The following is a 21,270-nucleotide window of genomic DNA, read 5'->3' on the forward strand; positions in this document are numbered from 1 at the left end:
CCTTCACAGTGTTCGGCGAGCGGAAATTGACGGCACTTCAGCCAGTGATTTCAGCGGCTCTCGCACTCAAGCAGTGCCTTTTCATTCGCAAAACTACACCGCTTCTCTGGAGGCCACCTTCGAGGCACGATGCGTCGTGACCTGCTCCCCTGAAATGTCCCCGGTTTGCGGTTAGTCTGTTCTCTGGAAATGAGACGGACGATGAAGAAGAGCAGGTTCACCGAGGAACGGATCATTTCGATCCTGAAGGAGCATCGCGCTGGCTTGTCGGCGGCGGATCTGTGCCGGAAGCACGGGATCAGCGATGCGACGTTCTACAAGTGGCGTTCGCAATATGGCGGCATGGAAGTGTCCCAGGCCCGGAAGCTGAAGGCTCTGGAAGAAGAGAACGCCAAGCTGAAGAAGCTGCTGGCGGAGTCGATGATGGATGCCTCGACACTCCGCGAGATGTTGTCAAAAAACTTCTGACGCCCAGTTCGAGGAGGAATGCCGTGGATTGGGCGATGAAGGAGAAGGCGTATAGCCAGCGCCATGCCTGTGCCCTGGTGGGGATCGATCCGAAGGTCTACCGCTACCAGTCACAGCGCCCTGACGATGCTGGCTTGCGGCGGCGGCTGAAGGAGCTTGCCAGCCAGCGGCGGCGGTTCGGCTACCGGCGGCTTCACATCCTGTTGGAGCGTGAAGGCGTCCATGTGAACTGGAAGAAGCTGTATCGGCTCTATCGCGAGGAGCGTCTTACGGTCCGCAAGCGTGGCGGCCGGAAGCGGGCTCTTGGCACCAGGTCGCCCATGAACATCCCGCAGGAGCCGAACCAGCGCTGGAGCCTGGATTTCGTGTCCGACGCCCTGACCGATGGCCGACGGTTCCGGGTGTTCTGTGTCATCGACGACTTCAGCCGGGAATGCCTCGCCGCCGTCGCCGACAACTCGATCTCCGGCCACCGAGTTGCGAGGGAGCTGGACCGCATCGTCGAAAGCCGTGGCTGTCCCCTGATGGTGGTGAGTGACAACGGCACGAAGCTCACCTCGAATGCCATCCTGCAGTGGCAAGAGGAACACGCCGTCGAATGGCACTACATCGCCCCCGGCAAACCCATGCAGAACGGCTTCGTCGAAAGCTTCAACGGCCGACTGCGCGACGAGTGTCTCAACGCGCACTTGTTCGTAAGTTACCGGCAGGCGCAGAACATCATCGAAGAATGGAGGACCGACTACAACCAGAACCGCCCACACACGAGCCTGAACGGGCTCACCCCAGTCGAGTTTGCAAACCGGTCCAACATGGACCAAAACCTGAACAGGACCAACCTATAAGCGAGGGCATTCAGGGAAGCAGGTCAGACAGTTGTGGAGGAGTTGTAGGGCGGTCATGAGGCACTGCTTAGGTGCAGCGGCCTCTGCCGGATGGCTCCCTGCGCATCGTGGCGAAGGGCGAGAAGCAGGACGGGTGAGTTTCACCGTTCCGGAATCTCCAGAGCAAAGGATACCCGTTCGTGGCGCGGGTTCTCGTGAACGGCCTGGTAAGGCTGAAGCCGCTTTTTAATCAAAATACCCCAGCGCAACTGTCATGAGACCGGGATGAAAGCCGGGCTTCCAACACACGATAGAGCGAAGAATACAGCGAATGAGAACGCAAAACCCATGCGGCGCTGGCATGCTTGAATGCGTCCATTGATCACACTGACGGTGATCTGACAGCCTTGATCGTTATCTGTGCGAGAGCCGCCGCCAGGGTGGTGTCACTCAGGAAAATGATATGAAAACCCTTACGATGACCGCTGCATTTTGTGCCGTATTTTCCGTCGCGGCCAACGCCAGTCCCAATTGCACAGACCGGCCAAAGTCAGAGTGGATGACAGAAGCCAAGATGAAAGGAATCATCGAGAGCCTGGGATACAAGGTAAAAACCTTTGAGATCACCGGAAGTTGCTATGAAATCTATGGCAAAGACAAAAGCGGCGAGCGGGCCGAGGTCTATTTCAATCCTTTGAATGGCGGAATTGTCCAGAAGGACGATTGAACTCGATGAAGTATTTGTCAGAGGATCAAGAGGAGGGCGCGGGCCCTCCTCTCACGCGGAATCAGATCGTGGTCTGGGACCCGGTGGTAAGGTCGTTTCATTGGACGATCGTAACGTGTTGTGTGCTGAATCTTTTCATTCTCGACGAAGGAAAATACTGGCACCGGGTCACAGGGTATGTGGTTTTTCTGGCTCTCATCGTGCGCCTCTTCTGGGGATTTTGTGGCTCCCGGCACGCACGTTTTGCCGACTTCTTTCCAACACCGGCGAAACTCGCCGCTCAACTCAAAGGCATTTTGAGCGGTGCCGAACCACGCTATATCGGACACAGTCCCGTTCGGGCCTTGATGCGCAGATCGCCCGTCTCTGCCATGCCTGTTCTCGAATACTCGAACCTCAAGATGGATGTGGCCTCGCGCACGGCGGCATGCTCAGGGTTGTCTCTCGCACTGACGAATTCCGAAGCCTCGGTTTTGGAGTTGCTCTTGCGGTCCGCGGGAACGGTCGTTGCAAATCAGAAACTTGAGCATGCCCTGTCGGACTTTTCAGCGGAGCGGAGCAAAAACGCAATTGAGCTGACAATATCGCGGCTTCGGAAGAAGCTGACAGCCAAAGGCGCAACCGTCGCAATCGAGCCCATCAGGGGTGTGGGTTACCTTCTTCGCGGAACGCGACCGTGAACAGAGGGACTCCGACACTAGGCTCCGTTTTGGTCACAAGGGTCTTTTTCTTTGCCATTCTCGCCATGCTCCTGCAACTGGCCGTGGTGTTTCTCAACTACTACTGGAATGTCGGAGAGCTTTCGCGGCTCTATGTGGAACAGGAGACGGAGCGGCTTGCCGAAGGCATTCAGGTAAGAGATTCGATTGTCACCTATCATCTGCCGGCATATCTCGCGGACCGATACGAAGGACCGCAAACCGGCTATGTGGCGCGGATACGGAAAGCTTCGGGTAGCCTGATTTTCAATTCCTGTGACGATGCCTGCGAAGGGCGTTTCCTGCCCATTGAAGTTCATCCGCCCGATTTTTGGCTTCGAACTGTCACTCCGGGCAAACCGCTCGCTCTTGTGGGGGGCAGGGCGTTTTCTATCTCTGGCCAAGTGTTTGTCATTGATGTGGAAACTGCCGGTGACCCGCAGGATGTCGTGCGATCCGTCCTTCTGAATGAAGTTCTGGAGCACATGATCATTCCCATGGGAATACTGCTGGTTCTGGTTCTGGGCGCCACCACGCTCTCTGTCCGGCAGGCATTGAAACCTGTTCACAGAGCCGCGGCGGCGGCGGAAGTCCTGGATCCGCTGGATGCACGTTCGCATTTGCAATCTGAAGGCATGCCTCAGGAGATCGCTCATCTGACGAATGCCGTAAACAAGGCCTTCGCGCGTGTGGGGGAGTTGATGCAGGCACAAAGGACTCTTACGTCCGGAATTTCCCACGAAGTCAGGACTCCGCTCGCGGCAATCAAACTGGAATTGGAGCGCATATCGAGTCCCCGGGCGCGCAAAGCCGAACGTGATCTCGACGAACTGGTGCAGTTTGTGGATCAGATGACGGCCCTGGCCCGGCTTGAATCCTTCGATCACGGCATGTTCGAAACCGTCAATCTTGCGGGCCTTTGCCAGGAAACAGTGTCGCAGCTGGCGCCGTGGATTTACGAAAATAATCACGCGATTGAACTTGCCGTCATGTCGCAAAAAACAATGGCATCAGCCATTCCGGCATTGTTGAAAGACGCCTTGAGAAATCTCATTGAAAATGCTGTCTTTCACACGCCGCGAGGAACTGGCATTTCGGTCGTTGTTCTGGAAAGCTGCATTCGCGTGGAGAGCGAGCGGCCTTTGAGCGGTCAAAGTCAAGGCATGCGCACTCGAAACGAAGGATTGGGAATTGGCCTGAAGATTGTCCGGAAAATCGCAGGGATCCATGGCGGCTCCGTCCGGGAAATCAGGAGCGATAAAAGCATTGCGTTTGAGCTGTATTTGCCGCCCGGCCAGAAAGACTGAATATTCGGCGGCGGCCTCATCGTCTACTTTGACAGCAACCTGACAGGGTTCTGCGGATATTCTCTTTCCTGCGGCAACCGAACCGGTGCGTGCCATGGAGATGACGATGAATGCAAGATCGATAGCTGTTGTTTTTTTGATTCTTTCTGCGTCGACAGCTTCAGCTGCCGGCATTAAAGTCACCAACCATTCAGGATTGCCAATTGACGAAATGTTTGTCTCTAAACCCGGCAAGAAGGCTTGGGGCAAGAACATCATGGAGGCGATTCCCGATGGCGCCTTGGATGACGGAAAGTCCGTCGTCATTCCGGCGCTCAAGGAGGGAACTTTCGATCTCCGGATTTCAGCGCCGGACGACGGTGTTTTGTGCTATATGCGCAATGTGACAATAAAGGCTCCCGCTCTGGAACTCACGCCCGCCATGGGAAAATCCTGCACGTGAGGGTGTGACATCCAAAGTGGCAATCGCTCAAGGATTGTGGGCCACGAAATTGAAGTTTCGATCCGGTCTCATGCGGAACTCGAATCAAGCCAAAACCTGCTCCCAACTGGATGGACCAGCAGTTCAGTGGTGACGGCGTCGCCGGATCGCCCGCCGTGAAGAACAGCAAAGGGACGGGCGGGAACGGCTTCTCGGGTGGGAAGGTGCTTCCTGAGACGTGAACGAGAAAAAATATTTTTCCCGCCAGCGCTTCCTATATGCTTCCGGTGCCCCTGACGGGATTTGGTGTTATGCGCTAAGTGTTTGATTTTATGGCGCACCCGGCACGATTCGAACGTGCGACCTCTGCCTTCGGAGGGCAGCGCTCTATCCAGCTGAGCTACGGGTGCAACTCGCGCTGAACCTATAGCCGATCAACACTTTGCCGCGCAATGGCCGGGTTTCCGGCATTTACCCTGTTTTCCCGCCAAGTCCCGCAAGGCCCAGCCCTTGCACAAAAAGCCTCAAACCGCACACACGCTGTTCCATTGGGGCACAGCCGGGAGAAAACTCATGGCCGCCACGGCGAAACCGCGCATTGACTGGGTCGATTATGCCAAGGGCATCTGCATCATCCTCGTGGTGATGATGCATTCGACGCTGGGCGTGGAAAAGGCGGCGGGCGAATTGTCTTCCCTCAACAGCTTCATCGAATGGGCGAGGCCCTTCCGCATGCCGGATTTCTTCATGATCTCCGGCCTCTTCCTCGCCGCCCGCATCGACAAGCCCTGGGCGGGCTATCTCGATTCCAAAGTGCTGCACTTCGCCTATTTCTATCTGCTGTGGATGACCATCCAGTTCCTCACCAAGGGCTATGGCCTCTATCAGGATGGCGGCGTCACGGGGCTCGCGCAGAACTATGCGCTGGGGCTGATCGAACCCTTCGGCACGCTGTGGTTCATCTATATGCTGGCCATCTTCTTCGTGGTGGTGAAGGCGCTGCGCCGCGTGCCGCCGCTTGCGATGTTTGCAGCGGGCGCCGTTCTGGAAATGAGCCACCTCAACACCGGCTGGCTGCTGATCGATGAATTCGCCGCCCGCTTCGTCTATTTCTATGCCGGCTTCTGGCTGGCCTCCCATATCTTCGCCTTCGCGTCCCGCGTCGATGCAAGGCCGATGGCGGTGATTTTCGCAGGCCTCGTCATCTGGGGTTTCGGCAATGCCTTCGTGGTGCATCACGGCTGGTCTCAGCTTCCCGGCGTCAGCCTCGTGCTGGGCTTCATCGGCGCGCTGGCGGTGGTGTCGTCTGGCGTGCTGCTGTCGAAGACCAGGCTGGCCCAGCCGCTCCGCTATTGCGGGCAGAACTCCATCGTCATCTATCTCGCCTTCTTCCTCTTCATGGCGGGCGCGCGGTCGCTGCTGCTGAAGACGCCGCTCGCCGGTGATCTGGCGCTTGTGTCGCTGCTCGTCACGGCGGCGGGCGTGGTGGGGCCGGTGCTGCTGTTCTGGGCCACGCGCAACACTTGGGCCTCCTTCCTGTTCCGGAGGCCCGAGTGGGCAAGGCTTTCATCATCGGGGGCCGGATGGCATAGTGCCGTTCATGGCAAATCCCTCCAGTCTCAAGCCCGGTGACCATCTCTACCTGATCGACGGATCGGGCTATATTTTCCGCGCCTATCATGCCCTGCCGCCCTTGACGCGCAAGTCCGATGGCCTGCCGGTGGGCGCCGTGCAGGGCTTCTGCAACATGCTGTGGAAACTGCTGAAAGAAACCAAAAGCGGCGACAAGCCCACCCATCTCGCCGTCATCTTCGATCATTCGGCAAAGACCTTCAGGAATGACATCTATCCCGAATACAAGGCCCACCGGCCCGAGCCTCCGGCCGATCTCCGCCCGCAGTTCGGCCTCATCCGCCAGGCCACCCGCGCCTTCAATGTCTCCTGCGTGGAGCAGGAAAATTACGAGGCCGATGATCTCATCGCCACCTATGCCAGGCTCGCGGCGGAGGCGGGCGCCACCTGCCGCATCGTGTCGTCCGACAAGGACCTGATGCAACTCGTGCGCAAGGGCGTGGCGCTTTACGATACGATGAAGGACAGGGAGATCGGCGAGGCCGAGGTTCTGGAAAAATTCGGCGTCACGCCGGACAAGGTGATCGACGTTCAGGCGCTGGCGGGTGACTCGGTTGACAATGTGCCGGGCGTTCCCGGCATCGGCATCAAGACGGCGGCTCAGCTTCTCTCAGAATATGGCGATCTTGAAACGCTGCTCGCCAAAGCGCCGGAGATCAAGCAGCAGAAGCGGCGCGAAAATCTCGTGCAGTTTGCGGAGCAGGCGCGCATCTCAAAGCACCTCGTCACGCTGGATGACAAGGTGCCGCTGGAACACGAGATCGGCGCCTTCGCGGTCGATGATCCGAAGGCGGCAGAGCTGATCGGCTTTCTCAAGGCGCTGGAATTTTCCTCCTTCATGCGCAAGGTGGCGGGCGAACTCGATGCCGATATGGCGGCCATTGAGCCCATCCCCGTCGAGGTGAAATTCTGGCCGCCGGATGGCGCTGAGGCCGCCCCGGAATCGCCCGCTGCGGAAGCCGCGCCGCAAACAGCGCCTGCCGCAACGCCTGAACCCGCGCCCGCAGCCACGGACTCCGATCTCACGCGGGATGACAGCGCCCTCCTCGCCATTCCCTTCGTCCATGCGGAGTATGAAACCGTCACCACGCTCGAAAGCCTTGACCGCTGGATCGCCGCCGCGCGGGAGCAGGGCTTTCTCGCCGTCGATACCGAAACCGATGCGCTCGATTCCATGCAGGCCAATCTCGTCGGCGTGTCGCTGGCCGTAGCACCGGGCAAGGCCTGCTATATCCCGCTCGCCCACAAGGCGGCGGGCGGCGGCCTGTTCGGTGGTGAGGAAGTGGAAGGCCAGATCGCCTTGGCCGATGCCTTGGCGCATCTCAAGCCATTGCTGGAAGACCCCTCGATCCTCAAGATCGGCCAGAACCTCAAATATGATCTCGAAGTCCTGAAGCGTTACGGCATCGATGTTTCGCCCATCGATGACACGATGCTCATCTCCTACACGCTCGAAATGGGCGATGTCGGCCATGGCATGGACGAGCTGTCGGAGCGACATCTCGGCCACAAGTGCATCTCCTTCAAGGATGTGGCGGGCTCCGGCAAATCGGCCATCAGCTTCGACCGCGTACCGCTCGACCGCGCCACCCATTATGCCGCCGAAGATGCTGACGTGACGCTCAGGCTCTGGCTGCTGCTCAAGCCCCGGCTCGCCGCGAAATCCAAGGCCACCGTCTATGAAACGCTGGAGCGCCCGCTGGTGCCGGTTCTGGCGCGCATGGAAAGCGAAGGCGTGCTGGTTGATCCCGATACGCTGAAGAAACTCTCCAATGACTTCGCCACAGCGGCGGCGGCCATTGAAACGGAAGTCTATGCGCTGGCGGGCGAGCGCTTCAACATCGGCTCGCCCAAGCAGCTGGGCGATATCCTCTTTGGACGGATGAATTTGCCCGGTGGCCGCAAGACGCAGACCGGCGCCTGGAGCACCGATTCCGATACGCTGGAGGATCTGGCGGCGCAGGGCGTGGAGCTGGCCCGCCGCGTGCTGGACTGGCGGCAGCTCTCCAAGCTCCGCTCGACTTACACCGATGCGCTGCCGGGCTACATCAATCCGCAAACGGGCCGCGTCCACACCAGCTATTCGCTGGCTTCCACCTCCACCGGGCGGCTCTCCTCGACAGAGCCGAACCTGCAGAACATTCCCGTCCGCACCGAGGAAGGCCGCAAGATCAGGTCGGCGTTTATCGCGCCGCCGGGCTCGAAGCTCATCAGCGCCGATTACAGCCAGATCGAACTGCGCGTCCTAGCCCATGTCGCCGATATTCCGCAGCTCAAGAAGGCCTTTGCCGATGGCCTCGACATTCACGCCATGACGGCCAGTGAAATGTTCGGCGTTCCCGTTCAGGGCATGGACCCGCTGGTGCGCCGCAGGGCCAAGGCCATCAACTTCGGCATCATCTACGGCATCTCGGCCTTCGGCCTCGCCAATCAATTGTCGATCGGGCGGGAGGAGGCGGGCGATTACATCAAGACCTATTTCAAGCGCTTCCCCGGCATCCGGGATTATATGGAGTCAACGCGCAAGGCCGCGCGGGCCGATGGCTATGTCGAAACCATCTTCGGCAGGCGCGCGCATTTCCCGCGCATCAATTCGCCGAACGCGTCGGAACGCGCCTTTCTCGAACGCGCCGCCATCAACGCCCCCATCCAGGGCGCGGCGGCAGACATCATCCGCCGCGCCATGGCGCGCATGCACGGGGCGCTTGCGGAACAAGGCCTCTCCGCCCGCATGCTGCTGCAGGTGCATGACGAGCTGATCTTCGAGGCGGTGGAGGCGGAGGTGGAGCACACCATGGCCGTGGCGAGGAAGGTGATGGAAGGAGCCCCGCTTCCCGCCGTCGCGCTCACCGTCCCCCTGCAAGTCGATGCCCGCGCCGCCCAGAACTGGGAAGAGGCGCATTGAGCGGGTGCTTACAATAAGCTTACATAACTAACGATGACGGTGAATGTGGCGGGATCAATCTCGACATCAAACCCGCCGCCGTCCGTTGAAAGCGAGTGGCATTTAAGCGGCGAGAGCCGGACCGCCCACACCTGCCTGCCGGCATCCTTCCGCGCCGGCAAGAGGTCGGCAAGAACGCTCGCGTGCCTGGCCAGTGTTTTACCCTTCTGCCGTGCTTCAGCGAAGGCGATATTGGCGATCTTGTGAAGAACATCGGCCGGGATGTCTGGATTTTCGCATACTTCAGGCATGAGTGAAGAATCTGCATTGCCCGCGCCGCCGTCCATCGAGGTGGAACACGCCAGCACAACCATGGCGCACAAGAATCGTTTCATGCCGTCTCCTCTTGCCACTCGGGAATCACAAACCACACCCGTCACCCCCGCGAAGGCGGGGGCCCCGCTTTGATGAGGCAAAATGGGCGGAGAGAGAAGCGGGATTCCCGCTTTTGCGGGAAAGACAGACGTGAGGTTGGGACTTGGCGCTCAGGGAGCCTGCGTCAATCCACCGGCTCACCCGGATAAACGCCCCACAGGCTGGTCTGCTCGATCCAGCCCTTGTAGCCATCGGCGGAGACTTCGCACCAGTCGCCGGTGCAGCTTTTGACGTCGGTGATCACGCCCGACGACACCCGCGCCACGAGGCCAGACGCGGCGGCGGCGTCGCTGTGCAGCGGAATGTCCTCGCCCTGCCGCCACGGCGCCACTTCGGCGGTGCGCTTGCCGGAGAGCATGTTCTGCAGGATCCACCCCTCCTGCCCGTCGCTGTCGCGGATGCGCCGCCAGTTCTCGAACTCGGCGACGATTTCCACCGGCATGCCCTTGCGCTGGAACACCCAGGCCACCGCATGGTCGCTGGAGGGCCCCCGCCGCACATTCACCTTCTCGGCCTTGAGCGACACGAAGCGTGGGATTGGAAGGCCCGAAGGCCCAAGCGTCTTGGGGGCATTGTCGATGGCGCCGGTCGTCTCGCTGCCATCCGCGGGGATGGCGCGCGCCAGCGAATCGGGATGCTTGGTGAACAGCGAAAACGCCACCCCGCCCGCCACTGCGAGGCAGGCCAAGCCCAGAACGATGGAGCCGATCCGCCGATGTCCAGCCATCTGAGTACCAGTTCCCCCGCCGAAGCCCGCCTTGGCGTGCCCCGGCAACGCGAAGCACAGTTTACACCAACGGCCCCGCCGTGCAACGGATGGGCCGCCGCATTACGATGGCCCGGGCAGGGTTAAGAATGTGTCAAGGTTTGATGCCGGAGAGCCGAAGAATATGAGCAAGCGCAAGCCCCTCGTGATCGTCACCCGGAAACTGCCGGATGTGGTGGAAACGCGGATGATGGAACTGTTCAATACGAGGCTCAGTGCCGCCGACGAGGCGATGGACCAGGAAGCCCTCACCGCCGCCGTGAAGCAGGCCGAGGTTCTGGTGCCGACGGTCACCGACAGGATCGGCAAGGACGTGATCGCCGCCGCCGGCGAGCAGTTGAAGCTCATCGCCAATTTCGGCAATGGCGTCGACCACATTGACATTGAGGCGGCGCAGAAGAAGGGCATCACCGTCACCAACACGCCGGGGGTCTTGACCGAAGACACCGCCGACATGACCATGGCCCTCATTATGGCCGTCTCCCGCCGCCTGATCGAGGGCGCAAAGGTCATCGGCGCGGATAATACATGGGCAGGCTGGTCGCCCACCTGGATGCTCGGTCACAGGATATGGGGCAAGCGGCTGGGCATCATCGGCATGGGCCGCATCGGCACCGCGCTGGCCCGTAGAGCCAAAGCCTTCGGCCTCCAGATTCACTATCACAACCGCAAGCCGGTGAACCCCAAGGTCGAGGAAGAGCTGGAAGCCACCTATTGGGAAAGCCTCGACCAGATGCTGGCCCGCATGGATATCGTGTCCATCAACTGCCCGCACACGCCCGCCACCTATCATCTGCTCTCCGCCCGCCGACTCAAGCTGATGAAGCGCGAGGCGATTCTCGTCAACACCGCGCGGGGCGAAGTGATCGACGAAGGCGCGCTGGCCAGGCTCCTGGAATCGGGTGATCTCGGCGGCGCGGGGCTCGACGTGTTCGAGAACGAACCGGCCGTCAACCCGCGCCTCTTGAAGTCGAAGAAAGCCGTGCTCCTCCCCCACATGGGCTCCGCCACCATCGAAGGCCGCATCGACATGGGCGAGAAGGTTATCATCAACATCAAGACCTGGGTCGACGGCCACAACCCCCCGGACCGCGTGCTGCCGGGGATGGTGTGAAATCTTCCTCGCCCGCGTCATCCATCATTAGCAAGCGGGACCCTGGCTTTCGCCAGGGTGACGTATCAAGCCGGGCCCACTCTTTCTTCCGTCATTCCTGCGAAAGCAGGAATCCCGCTGCTTTTACAAAGTTAGAAGATGGTGACGCAACCACCTCTCACCCCGTCTCGTCTTCCTTCCCTTCGCCGCCTTCCTGCACTGGCGTCTTGACGGTGATCCTGAGCCGCTTCACGCGGCGGGGGTCGGAGTCGAGAATTTCGAACTCCGTTCCGCTCGGGTGCCGGATGATTTCGCCCCTCGCCGGAACGCGGCCGGCCAGCTTGAACACCAGGCCGGCCAGCGTGTCGGCTTCCTCTTCCTCATCCTCGGGCAGGAAATCGACGCCCAGCAGGTCTTCGAGCTTGGAAATATCGACGCGGCCCAAGGCGGTATAAACGCCGTCGCCGGTTTTCTTGATCAGGCTGTCCTCGTCGGTGTCATGCTCGTCGGAAATATCGCCAACGATCTCCTCCACCAGATCCTCGATCGAGACCAGCCCGTCGGTGCCGCCATATTCGTCGATCACGATGGCGAGATGAATGTGGCTCGCCTGCATCTTCACCAGAAGGTCGGTGGCGGGCATCGAGGGCGGTACGAACAAGACCTCGCGGTGCAGGCCCGACTGCCTGACGGTGGTGGAGAGATCGGCCGCCGTGATGGAAATGCCGGCTGGCGCGGGCTTTTCGGATTTCGTCTTGCGGCGCTTCTGGCCCTTGGCAGCCATCCAGCCCATGAAGTCCTTCACATGCACCATGCCGGTGATGCCGTCGAGTGTCTCCTTGTAGACGGGCAGGCGCGAATGGCCGGCGTCGAGGAAATGTTTCATCAGTTCACGGAGCGTCGCCGTGTCGTCGATCGCCTCGATGTCGGCGCGCGGCACCATCACGTCGTCGACGCGCAAGTCCGAGAAGTCGATGATGTTGAGCATCATCGACTTCGCTTCCTGCCCCAGGTTTTCGCTGGAATTCTGCGCCTCATGGGTCTGGATGGCGCCTTCGAGGCTTTCGCGCAGGCCCTTGTCGGGGCTGCGCGCCACCAGCGCTTTCAGTTTCCGCCAGAAACTGTCGGGTGCTGTGCCCGAAGGCCGGTCGTCACTGTCGCTCATAGGGGTCGGAAATACCGAGTCCTTTCAAGATGTCGCGTTCGAGGCCTTCCATCGCCTCGGCCTCTGCGTCGTCCTCATGGTCATGCCCGAGGAGATGCAGAAACCCGTGCACAATAAGATGTTGCGTGTGGTGCGGCAATGTCTTGCCCTGTTCGCGTGCTTCCTGAGCAACAACGCCGAAGGCCAGCACGATATCGCCCAGGGGCTTTGCCTCGCCCGGCGGCAGCGGAAAATCCTCCGCCGGAAAGGACAGCACATTGGTGGGTTGAGGCTTGCCCCGCCATTCCGCATTGATCCCGGCGATCTCCGCGTCACCGGTGAACAGCACATTCACCTCGCCGTCCGGCGCATGGGTCATCGCCGCAGCCGCATCGATCGCGCCCCGCGTCAAATCTTCAAGGGCCGGGATCGCCTCCCAGCCCTCTTCCTCGACATCGATGGAAACGATCATGCCCGGGGCTTCTTGGCCTTCTTGTCATAGGCCTGGACGATCCGCCCCACCAGCGCATGGCGCACGATATCGGCATTGGCGAAGGCCATGGCCGCCACGCTGTCCACGCCTTTCAGCGTCGCGACAGCATCGGCAAGGCCGGAGGTCACGCCATTGGGAAGATCCACCTGCGTGGGATCGCCCGTCACCACCATGCGGCTTCCTTCGCCGAGGCGGGTGAGGAACATCTTCATCTGCTGCGGCGTGGTGTTCTGCGCTTCGTCCAGAATGATGAAGGCGCCCGCCAGCGTGCGCCCGCGCATGAAGGCAAGCGGCGCAATCTCGATCTGGTTTTCCGCCATGCCCTTGGCCACGAGGCTGGCCGGCATCACGTCGTAGAGCGCGTCATAGAGAGGCCGGAGATAGGGGTCCACCTTCTCCTTCATGTCGCCAGGCAGGAAGCCCAGCCGCTCGCCTGCCTCGACAGCGGGGCGCGACAGCACGATCCGGTCAACGTCGCCATTCATCAGCGCTTCCGCCGCGCAGGCAACCGCCAGATAGGTCTTGCCGGTGCCCGCAGGGCCCACGCCGAAGACGAGTTCATTGTGGCGGATCGCCTCGATATACCGCCCCTGCGCCGGGGTGCGCGGCATCACCAGCTTGCGGCGGGTGCGGATGGCGCCCGCCGGTGCATTGCCTGCCGCTGCCGCGTCCTCGCGCATGCGGATCGCCCCGTCGACTTCGCCCTTGGTGATGTCGAGCCCGCGCTTGGCACGGTTATAAAGTGAGGAGAGCACGTCTCTGGCCATGGCGCGGGCGGGAGCCGGGCCTTTCACGGCCAGCCGGTTGCCGCGCGGCGTAATGTCAACCGACAGCCGGTGCTCGATCAGCGCCAGATGCTCGTCATGCTCCCCGCATACCAGCGAGAGCAGGCGATTGTCGTCAAAGGCGATGGTCAGGATGTCGGTATCGTCGGGGCGTGCGCCCTTGGGCTGGGTCAGCTGAGCTGCAGTGACAGGCGGATTCAACGGATCGTTTCTCCAGAATCAATCATGCCGTGGTCCCATAATGACCGGAAAGGCTGTTTCGTCCAACACTTGTTATATGGGTAGGGATAATTTGCCCGATAAGGGCCTTTTCGCCCTGAAGATGCACCGCCTGCAGATAGGGCGATTTGCCCACCAGCTGCCCCGGATCGCGGCCCGGCTTTTCCACGAGGATGTCGAGCGTGCGCCCCACGCAGGCGGCGTTAAAGGCCGTCTGCTGCTCATGCAGCAGCGCCTGCAGTTCATGGAGGCGCGCCAAGGCCTCGGGCTCCGGCACCTGGGCTTTCATGTCCGAGGCGGGCGTTCCGGGGCGGGGCGAATATTTGAAGCTGAAGGCGCTGGCATAGTGAACTTCGCGCACGAGGCCGAGCGTGGCGCGGAAATCGGCGTCCGTTTCCCCCGGAAAGCCCACGATGAAATCGCCGGACATGGCGATGCCGGGGCAGGCGGCGCGGATTTTTGCGATCAGTTTCAGGTAGTCCCCTGCGGTATGGCCACGATTCATGGCTTTCAGGATGCGGTCGCTCCCGGCCTGAACGGGGAGATGCAGATAGGGCATCAGCTTGGGGTTTTCGGCATGCTGGGCGATCAGGGCTTGATCCATGTCGCGAGGGTGGCTCGTCGTGTAGCGCAGCCTCTCGATACCCGGGATCGATGACAGCCGTGCGACGAGAGCGGCAAGCCCGATGGCCTGGCCCTGCTGATCTTCGCCGTGATAGGCGTTGACGTTTTGGCCGAGCAGCGTCAGTTCCCGCACCCCCGCCTCCGCCAGCCGCCGCGCCTCCGCCTCGATCTGCGCCAGGGGACGCGAGAATTCCGCACCCCGTGTATAGGGCACCACGCAGAAGGTGCAGAACTTGTCGCAGCCCTCCTGCACGGTGAGAAAGGCCGAAACGGCGCGCACCGGGCTTTTGGCGGTACTAAGCCCCGCGAACTTGTCCTCGGCCGGAAACTCCGCTTCCACCACCGCGCGGCCGGTATCTTCCTGCCGGGCCAAAAGGGCGGGCAGGCGGTGATAGGTCTGCGGCCCGAACACGAGGTCGACGGTTGGCGCGCGGCGGATGATTTCCTCGCCCTCGGCCTGCGCCACGCAGCCCGCCACCGCAATCCGCATCTCCTGGCCCTTGGCGTGCCGTTCGCGCTTCAGGCGCTTCAGCTTGCCAAGCTCGGAATAAACCTTTTCCGCCGCCTTCTCGCGGATATGGCAGGTGTTGAGGATGACGAGGTCCGCCCCTTCTGCCGTATCGGTCTCGGCATAGCCGAGCGGCGCCAGCACATCGCGCATGCGCGTGCTGTCGTAGACATTCATCTGGCAGCCATAGGTCTTGACGAAGACCTTTTTTGCGGGTGCATCCATGGCCCCGCGTCCTAGCGGAATTTCGCCGGATCGTGAAGCGCCTCCACCAGCCCCTGCCGGACCAGTGTTTCGGCGTGGCGGGCCAGCTGCTTGCGGTTCATCTCCGTGGCAAGCCTCAGCGGCGGATGGCAGATCACCGTCACTTCGATGGGCCCTGAGGCGATCGCCCCCCAGAGATGCGGCGGCAAATCCATGTCGCCATACCAGGCATAGAAGGGCATCAGCCGCCGCGTCATCGGCAGGTTGCGGTGGCCGTTATAGGCGATGGTCACCGGCTGCACCTGAACGCCCGGCTCGTCCGCCGCGCCAAAGAAGGCGCTCTTGAACGGCAGCACGGAAAAGCCGTCGCCCGATGTTCCTTCCGCGAACAGCACCAGCGTGTCGCCAGCCTTCAGCCTTTCGCGCATTTCATCACGCGAGGGGCCGGTGGCGTGGCGGCGCTCGCGGTCCACGAACACCGTGCGCTGCAGCCTGGCCAGCGATCCGAAGAACGGCCAGCGGTTCACTTCCCGCTTGGCGATGAAGGAGACAGGCGCCACGGCACTCATCACCTCGATGTCGAGCCAGCTCACATGGTTGCAGGCGAGGATCGCCGGGCCTTGCGCCGGTTCGCCCACCACCTTCAGCCTCACGCCCAGTATCCGCAGCACCATGCGGTGATAATAATGCGGAAACACCCGCGCCATGCCGGGCCACGCCCACACGAACAACTGCTGCAGCGGCATCAGCGGAATCGTCGCCAGCGCATAGACGATCAGCACCGACCAGGAGCGCAGGGGATTCACGTCAGCATCCGCCGCATAACGATGGCGTCATCGCCATTGGCGTAATAGCCGCGCCGCAATCCTTCCTGCGTGAATCCGACGGAGGCATAAAGCGCCAGCGCCGCCTCATTCTCCGCCGCCACCTCGATGAAGCACTGCACCGCGCCCCGCCCACGAAGCTCCGTGAACTGATGATCGAGCAGCGCCCGCGCCACGCCGCGGCGCTGCGCGGATGGATGCGTGCCGATGGTGATGATCTCGGCCTCATCCGCCGCCTGCCGCGTCAGGATGAAGCCCACCGGCATGGAGCCCGCCTGCGCGATCATCGCCGTGGCGGGCATCGCCAGCATCTTGCGGAACGCCGCCGCATCCCACCCGTCCGCGAAGCACGCCCTGTGAAGCTCCGCCAGCAGTTCCGCCGCCTCATCCCCGCAGGACATCAGCCGCAGGTCAAGCGCCTGCGGCTTGGCGTCGGGCGCGCGGAGATAGAGCGGCTCCGGCGGCGCATCTTCGGGCTGGGTATAGAGGCAATGCGCCCCGAACCGCGCCGCAACAGGCAAGTCATTCGTCCGTATACGGATCAGGTCGTTCCGCCCCGAGGCGGCGATCAGCGCATCACCAGCCGTGCCGATCACCCGCACAGGCCCTTGCGGCAAAAGCGCCAGGCAATCGGCCATCGCCATCACGGCGGGCACGGCGCCGTTCAACGCCGCATAGATATCGTCCTTGCGCGCGTCATTCACCACCAGCAGCGGGCCGTCTCCCTGTGCATTGGCGGAAATCGCGCGCAGCGTGTCGATGCCAATCACCGGGATCTTGAGCGAAAGCCCCAGCCCCCGCGCCATCGAAAGCCCGATCCGCACGCCGGTGAAGGTGCCGGGGCCGGTTGTCACTGCAATCCGCTGCAGGCTGGAAAAGGGGATACCCGCCATCACCCGCTGCACCATGGGGGCCAGCGCCTCGGCATGGCCGCGCTCCATGACGGCGTAGTCCTCAGCCACCACTGTGGTGTCATCAAGGAGCGCCGCCGAACAAGCGGACATCGAGGTATCGAGTGCGAGAAGCTTCATGTCAGCGGCGTCTTAGGCGGGAGACGCCGCCGCCGTCAAACCGGGCGGACTTCCGTCACTTCCGGAACGAAATGGCGCAGCAGGTTCTCGATGCCGTGCTTCAGCGTGGCGGTGGAGCTGGGGCAGCCCGCGCATGAGCCTTTCATGTTCAGGAACACCACGCCGTCCCGGAAGCCGTGGAAGGTGATGTCGCCGCCATCCTGCGCCACCGCCGGGCGGACGCGGGTTTCGAGCAGCTGCTTGATGGTGGAGACGATCTCGCCATCCGCTTCGTCAAACTCTTCCTCGCCCGCCGCATCCTCCGTGGGCGCAGCACCCGTCAGCACTGGCGCGCCGGAGAGATAATGATCCATGATGGTGCCGAGAATGGCGGGCTTCAGATGCTGCCATTCGCCGCCGCCCTTGGTCACGGTGATGAAATCCTGCCCCAGGAACACGCCCGCCACATTGCTGATGCCGAACAGCTTCTGGGCCAGCGGCGATTCCGAAGCCTCGCCCACGCCCTTGTATTCGCGCGTGCTGCCGGGCAGCACTGGCTTGCCGGGGATGAATTTCAGCGTGGCGGGATTGGGGGTGGCTTCTGTCTGGATGAACATGTCCGATTCCTCTTGTCGGGATTATATAGACATTCTTTAGAAGGTTTCCAATCTGTTTCTGCCGGCCCTGCCGTGGGGGTTACGCCGCGAAAAATCATATTGCCGCTCTTGGCGCCTGCCGCAAGGCGGGGTTTTCAAACCATTAACAGAGGCGTTTGAATTTGAAGGAAAACGAAACGGATAATTCAAGTTAGTTTCATTTCGTGCTTCCGGTGCAAGCAAACACCTTTGCAATTTTTAGTTTGTTAGATCGCCAATGCTATGCCTGGCCGCAATCCATGAAGTTGGTGGAGTTGTTGGAAGTTGAAGTATCTCAAGCCAGGCCTTCTCTGTTTCGCCCTGATCTGGGCGGGATTTGCCGCTGCCGCGCCCGCCAATGCGGTGCCGGTTGGGCCGGACTTCGAGACGGAACGGAGTGCCGCAACGTCAGCAAAGCTCGTGGCGGATCGCTGCGTTTCCATGTCTTGCTTTGCCGATGGCATGATCGCGCCCGGCAGCCGGTTTTATCTCATGTCGGAAAGCGCCGGTGGCTTCGCGCCCCTTTCCCCATTCAGGCAGGACAACCCGTTTTTCAGCCAGGCGGTTGGCGTTTTCTACGGCTTCACCAGCGAAAGCGGCGGGGCTGAAACCGGAGCGCCGCTGGCCGCATGGCATATGGATGTGCGGGGTCTGGTCAGGCCTGATGAATTCAAGCTGCCCGGCAACAGGGTTCTGGCCGATGTCATCACGGCGCGGCCGCGCGCCGAATACCTGCCTGTCCAGCGGGATGTGAAGGCCCATGCCCTCGAATCGTCCTTCGCCGCGGCCTCCGTCAACATGCTTTATGGCCTGAACGCCATGGCCAGCCTGCGGGAGCCCCCGGGATCGCTCTGGCAGGACGGGCGCAACCGCAAGACCTTCGAGACTCCGATCGGGCAAGCCTACCGGGCATTTTCCGCATCGTTTCCTTATCTTTATCCCGTCAATCAGGCTTTGCCATTCTTCAGCAATTCCATCACCGTGCAATTTGACCGTCTTGACCGCTCGGAAAACGCTACAACAGAACCCTCGCCTGACGATGGCGGTTGTGGCTCTGGCAGGGCGTGTCCGGCTGATGTTGTCCGCTGGGGGTGGGAGCGCAATGAACCCGGCGTGAACGCGGTTTCGCGGTCCCGTACAATCAGCTCCGGCTTTGTCGCCCGCGTCTCCTTCAATTACAGCGCGCCGTTCTTCGCAGGTTCCCTGGAAGCGTCATATGGCAGGGCCGAAATGTTCTGGACGCCCCTGCATCAGGCGCTCCCCGTCTCCGGCACGGACACCGGAGAGCCCGAAAAACAATATGCCTGCGCCTGCGATGGCGGCCAGGACGGCAATAACAACACTGGGAACAACCTGCAGATCGGTGACGGCCCGCCCGTCGATCTCGGCACCGGACTCAGCCTCGGCAGCCTGACGAAGCCCGAATTGTCGCCGGTTCCGGTTCCCGCCGCATTGCCGCTGCTGGCCAGCGGCATCGCAGGGCTGGGCGCGTTCAACCTGCTGCGCCGCCGCCGTCCGCGCGCCTGATCCTTCAGGACAGCACGAACCCGACGAGCTCGCGGGTTTTCCTCAAAATCGGCGCGGCGATGGCCCGCGCCCTGGCCGAGCCATCGGCCAGCACCTTTTCCACATGCGCCCGGTCATCGTGCTGCATGCGCTTGATCTCGGCCCCGATGGGGGCGAGTTTCGCCACCGCAAGGTCGGCCAGCGCATTCTTGAACACCGAGAATTGCCCGCCGCCATATTGCCCGAGCACCTTCTCCACGCTCTCGCCCGCAAGTGCCGCATAGATGCCGGTCAGGTTCTCGGCCTCGGGCCGTCCTTTCAGCCCCGCCTTTTCGGTGGGCAAGGGTTCGGGGTCGGTCTTGGCCTTGCGGATCTTTTTCGCAATCGTGTCGGCGTCGTCGATCAGGTTCAGGCGCGACAGGTCTGAAGGATCGGATTTTGACATCTTCTTGGTGCCGTCCCGAAGGCTCATCACCCGCGTGGCGGGGCCGGTGATGAAGGGCTCGGGCGAGGGGAAGAACACCCCGTCATTGATCCCTGCCGCGGCAATCGCTTCAGCATAGTCATTGTTGAACTTCACCGCGATGTCGCGCGCCAGCTCAAGATGCTGCTTCTGGTCCTCGCCCACCGGCACATGGGTGGCGTGATAGCCAAGAATGTCGGCGGCCATGAGGGTGGGATAGACGAACAGCCCCACGCTCGCCGCCTCCTTGTCCTTGCCGGCCTTCTCCTTGAATTGCGTCATGCGGTTCAGCCAGCCCATGCGGGCCACGCAATTGAGGATCCACGCCAGCTCGGCGTGCTCGGCCACCTGGCTTTGATTGAAGATGATGCTCTTCTTCGGGTCCAGCCCGCAGGCGAGATAGGCCGCCGTCACGTCCACGATGGCCCGCCGCAGTTCTTTCGGATCCTGCCATACGGTGATCGCATGCATGTCGACCACGCAATAGATGCACTCGTGCGTCTCCTGCATGGCGATCCAGTTCAGCATGGCGCCCAGATAATTGCCGAGGTGCAGGTTGCCGGTCGGCTGCATGCCGGAGAAGACGCGTGGGCTGAAGTGAGACATGGGATGCTTTCGTAAAAAACCGCGAAGGCTTATGCGCCCAAACGCTGGGCCTGAAAAGAGCCGATTGCGGGCTTGCGAAGGACGCCTCATGCGCCTAGCTGAAGGACCTCATGCCAGAGCTTCCGGAAGTCGAAACCGTCATGCGGGGCCTTGAGCCCGTGCTCGCGGGCCAGCGCATCGCTGCCGTTGAAACAAGGCGGAGCGGCCTTCGCTTTCCGTTCCCCGAGCGCTTCCGTGAAAGGCTGGAAGGCCGCACGGTTACCGGGTTGAGGCGGCGCGCCAAATATATTCTGGCCGCCCTCGATGACGGCGCGAGCCTGCTGATTCATCTCGGCATGACCGGCCGCTTCACGGTGCTGAAGCGTCAAGGCCCGGCCAGCAACTTGGGCGAATTTTATTTTGAAACGGGTGCGGGCGAACAGGGCAACGGCCCGCACGACCATGTGCTGATCCGGTTGGGCGATGAAACGCGCATCGTCTATACCGATCCCCGCCGCTTCGGCGTCATGGATATTGTCGAAGCCGATGGCCGCCATCCCCTGCTGGATGGCATCGGCATCGAGCCGTTGGGCAATGAACTCGATGCGATGCTGCTGAAGCGCGCCTTCACCGGAAAGCGCGCCCCCCTCAAGGCCGCCCTTCTCGACCAGTCGATCGTCGCGGGGCTGGGCAACATCTATGTCTGCGAGGCGCTCTATCGCGCAAGGCTGTCGCCCGCCCGCAAGGCCTCAACCCTGGCGCGCGGCAAATCCACCGATCCCCGTCTTGAGGAACTGGTGCGCCACATCCGCGCCGTGCTTCAGGAGGCGATTGCAGCCGGAGGTTCGACCTTGCAGGACTTTGCCCACACCGATGGCGCATCCGGCGCCTTCCAGCAGCGCTTCGCCGTCTATGACCGCGAGGGCGAGCCGTGCCCGTCCTGTGGATCGCCGCTCAAAAGAAAGGTGCAAGCCGGCCGCTCCACGTTCTATTGTCAGGCCTGCCAGAAATAGGA

The 21,270-nt window shown here is 61.6% G+C and carries 20 protein-coding genes and 1 tRNA gene; 10 read left to right on the top strand and 11 right to left on the bottom strand.

Features of this window, described 5'->3' with window-relative positions:
• Nucleotides 1–201 precede the first annotated feature (201 nt).
• The 5 genes from QM694_RS14020 (at nucleotide 202) to QM694_RS14040 (ending at nucleotide 4,466) form a co-directional block, all read left to right on the top strand.
• Nucleotides 202–1,313 (top strand): IS3 family transposase gene (locus tag QM694_RS14020; RefSeq protein ID WP_415007544.1). Its coding sequence is split into 2 segments (ribosomal slippage): nucleotides 202–454 and nucleotides 454–1,313, totalling 1,113 coding nucleotides; the frame shifts between segments, so codons are not numbered across the junction.
• A 442-nt stretch (nucleotides 1,314–1,755) separates the two neighbouring features.
• Complete coding sequence (locus tag QM694_RS14025; protein WP_415007545.1) at nucleotides 1,756–2,019, top strand: PepSY domain-containing protein; 264 nt, start codon at nucleotides 1,756–1,758, stop codon at nucleotides 2,017–2,019.
• 5 nt (nucleotides 2,020–2,024) lie between these two features.
• Nucleotides 2,025–2,699, top strand: coding sequence for a winged helix-turn-helix domain-containing protein (locus QM694_RS14030; protein ID WP_415007546.1), 675 nt, complete (start codon nucleotides 2,025–2,027; stop codon nucleotides 2,697–2,699).
• Complete coding sequence (locus QM694_RS14035) at nucleotides 2,696–4,024, top strand: histidine kinase dimerization/phospho-acceptor domain-containing protein (RefSeq protein WP_415007547.1); 1,329 nt, start codon at nucleotides 2,696–2,698, stop codon at nucleotides 4,022–4,024. Before QM694_RS14030 ends, QM694_RS14035 begins: the two co-directional genes overlap by 4 nt.
• 94 nt (nucleotides 4,025–4,118) lie before the next feature.
• Nucleotides 4,119–4,466 (top strand): hypothetical protein, encoded by a 348-nt coding sequence (locus tag QM694_RS14040; protein ID WP_415007548.1) that lies wholly within the window; start codon nucleotides 4,119–4,121, stop codon nucleotides 4,464–4,466.
• Between the two features lie 312 nt (nucleotides 4,467–4,778).
• Here QM694_RS14040 and QM694_RS14045 read toward each other — a convergent pair.
• Nucleotides 4,779–4,855, bottom strand: a tRNA-Arg gene (locus tag QM694_RS14045).
• A 163-nt stretch (nucleotides 4,856–5,018) separates the two neighbouring features.
• Between QM694_RS14045 and QM694_RS14050 the strand changes: the two genes are divergently transcribed.
• Together QM694_RS14050 and polA are read left to right on the top strand one after the other, a co-directional pair.
• Nucleotides 5,019–6,077: an acyltransferase family protein gene (locus QM694_RS14050; RefSeq protein WP_415007549.1), complete on the top strand. Its 1,059-nt coding sequence runs from the start codon at nucleotides 5,019–5,021 to the stop codon at nucleotides 6,075–6,077.
• Entirely contained in the window at nucleotides 6,046–8,982 is a 2,937-nt protein-coding gene (gene polA / locus QM694_RS14055; RefSeq protein ID WP_415007550.1) for a DNA polymerase I, read from the top strand. The genes QM694_RS14050 and polA overlap by 32 nt, the downstream gene beginning before the upstream one ends.
• A gap of 8 nt (nucleotides 8,983–8,990) precedes the next feature.
• On the opposite strand, the gene QM694_RS14060 is transcribed toward polA, so the two are convergent.
• A complete protein-coding gene (locus tag QM694_RS14060) occupies nucleotides 8,991–9,335 on the bottom strand; it encodes a hypothetical protein (protein WP_415007551.1) in 345 nt (114 codons plus the stop codon).
• 185 nt (nucleotides 9,336–9,520) lie between these two features.
• On the bottom strand, nucleotides 9,521–10,123 hold the full coding sequence (locus QM694_RS14065; RefSeq protein WP_415007552.1) for an SH3 domain-containing protein: 603 nt from the start codon (nucleotides 10,121–10,123) through the stop codon (nucleotides 9,521–9,523).
• Nucleotides 10,124–10,286: 163 nt separating this feature from the next.
• On the opposite strand from QM694_RS14065, the gene QM694_RS14070 reads away from it, so the two are divergent.
• Nucleotides 10,287–11,276, top strand: a complete 990-nt coding sequence (locus tag QM694_RS14070; protein WP_415007553.1) for a 2-hydroxyacid dehydrogenase — start codon at nucleotides 10,287–10,289, stop codon at nucleotides 11,274–11,276.
• 157 nt (nucleotides 11,277–11,433) lie between these two features.
• Here QM694_RS14070 and QM694_RS14075 read toward each other — a convergent pair whose 3' ends face one another.
• The 7 genes from QM694_RS14075 to QM694_RS14105 are packed head-to-tail and all read right to left on the bottom strand — an operon-like array spanning nucleotide 11,434 to nucleotide 17,683.
• Nucleotides 11,434–12,420, bottom strand: a complete 987-nt coding sequence (locus QM694_RS14075) for a hemolysin family protein (protein ID WP_415007554.1) — start codon at nucleotides 12,418–12,420, stop codon at nucleotides 11,434–11,436.
• Entirely contained in the window at nucleotides 12,407–12,871 is a 465-nt protein-coding gene (ybeY, locus tag QM694_RS14080) for an rRNA maturation RNase YbeY (RefSeq protein WP_415007555.1), read from the bottom strand. Before ybeY ends, QM694_RS14075 begins: the two co-directional genes overlap by 14 nt.
• Nucleotides 12,868–13,878, bottom strand: coding sequence for a PhoH family protein (locus QM694_RS14085; protein WP_415007556.1), 1,011 nt, complete (start codon nucleotides 13,876–13,878; stop codon nucleotides 12,868–12,870). The genes ybeY and QM694_RS14085 overlap by 4 nt, the downstream gene beginning before the upstream one ends.
• Nucleotides 13,879–13,900: 22 nt before the next feature.
• Nucleotides 13,901–15,253, bottom strand: a complete 1,353-nt coding sequence (miaB, locus tag QM694_RS14090; protein WP_415007557.1) for a tRNA (N6-isopentenyl adenosine(37)-C2)-methylthiotransferase MiaB — start codon at nucleotides 15,251–15,253, stop codon at nucleotides 13,901–13,903.
• Between the two features lie 11 nt (nucleotides 15,254–15,264).
• Nucleotides 15,265–16,038, bottom strand: a complete 774-nt coding sequence (locus QM694_RS14095) for a lysophospholipid acyltransferase family protein (RefSeq protein WP_415007558.1) — start codon at nucleotides 16,036–16,038, stop codon at nucleotides 15,265–15,267.
• Nucleotides 16,035–17,087: a tRNA (adenosine(37)-N6)-threonylcarbamoyltransferase complex dimerization subunit type 1 TsaB gene (gene tsaB / locus QM694_RS14100; protein WP_415007559.1), complete on the bottom strand. Its 1,053-nt coding sequence runs from the start codon at nucleotides 17,085–17,087 to the stop codon at nucleotides 16,035–16,037. Before tsaB ends, QM694_RS14095 begins: the two co-directional genes overlap by 4 nt.
• Before the next feature lie 35 nt (nucleotides 17,088–17,122).
• Nucleotides 17,123–17,683 (bottom strand): NifU family protein, encoded by a 561-nt coding sequence (locus tag QM694_RS14105; RefSeq protein WP_415007560.1) that lies wholly within the window; start codon nucleotides 17,681–17,683, stop codon nucleotides 17,123–17,125.
• Between the two features lie 303 nt (nucleotides 17,684–17,986).
• Here QM694_RS14105 and QM694_RS14110 point away from each other — a divergent pair, with 303 nt between their 5' ends.
• Complete coding sequence (locus QM694_RS14110) at nucleotides 17,987–19,228, top strand: VPLPA-CTERM sorting domain-containing protein (protein ID WP_415007561.1); 1,242 nt, start codon at nucleotides 17,987–17,989, stop codon at nucleotides 19,226–19,228.
• A gap of 4 nt (nucleotides 19,229–19,232) precedes the next feature.
• Here the strand turns inward: QM694_RS14110 and trpS are convergent, their stop codons facing one another.
• Nucleotides 19,233–20,276, bottom strand: a complete 1,044-nt coding sequence (gene trpS, locus QM694_RS14115) for a tryptophan--tRNA ligase (protein ID WP_415007562.1) — start codon at nucleotides 20,274–20,276, stop codon at nucleotides 19,233–19,235.
• Nucleotides 20,277–20,386: 110 nt separating this feature from the next.
• Between trpS and mutM the strand changes: the two genes are divergently transcribed.
• Complete coding sequence (mutM, locus tag QM694_RS14120; protein ID WP_415007563.1) at nucleotides 20,387–21,268, top strand: bifunctional DNA-formamidopyrimidine glycosylase/DNA-(apurinic or apyrimidinic site) lyase; 882 nt, start codon at nucleotides 20,387–20,389, stop codon at nucleotides 21,266–21,268.
• The last annotated feature ends 2 nt before the right edge of the window (nucleotides 21,269–21,270 follow it).

Origin of the sequence: Aestuariivirga sp., from assembly GCF_047602625.1 — a bacterium.
Taxonomy (GTDB): Bacteria; Pseudomonadota; Alphaproteobacteria; order Rhizobiales; family Aestuariivirgaceae; genus Aestuariivirga.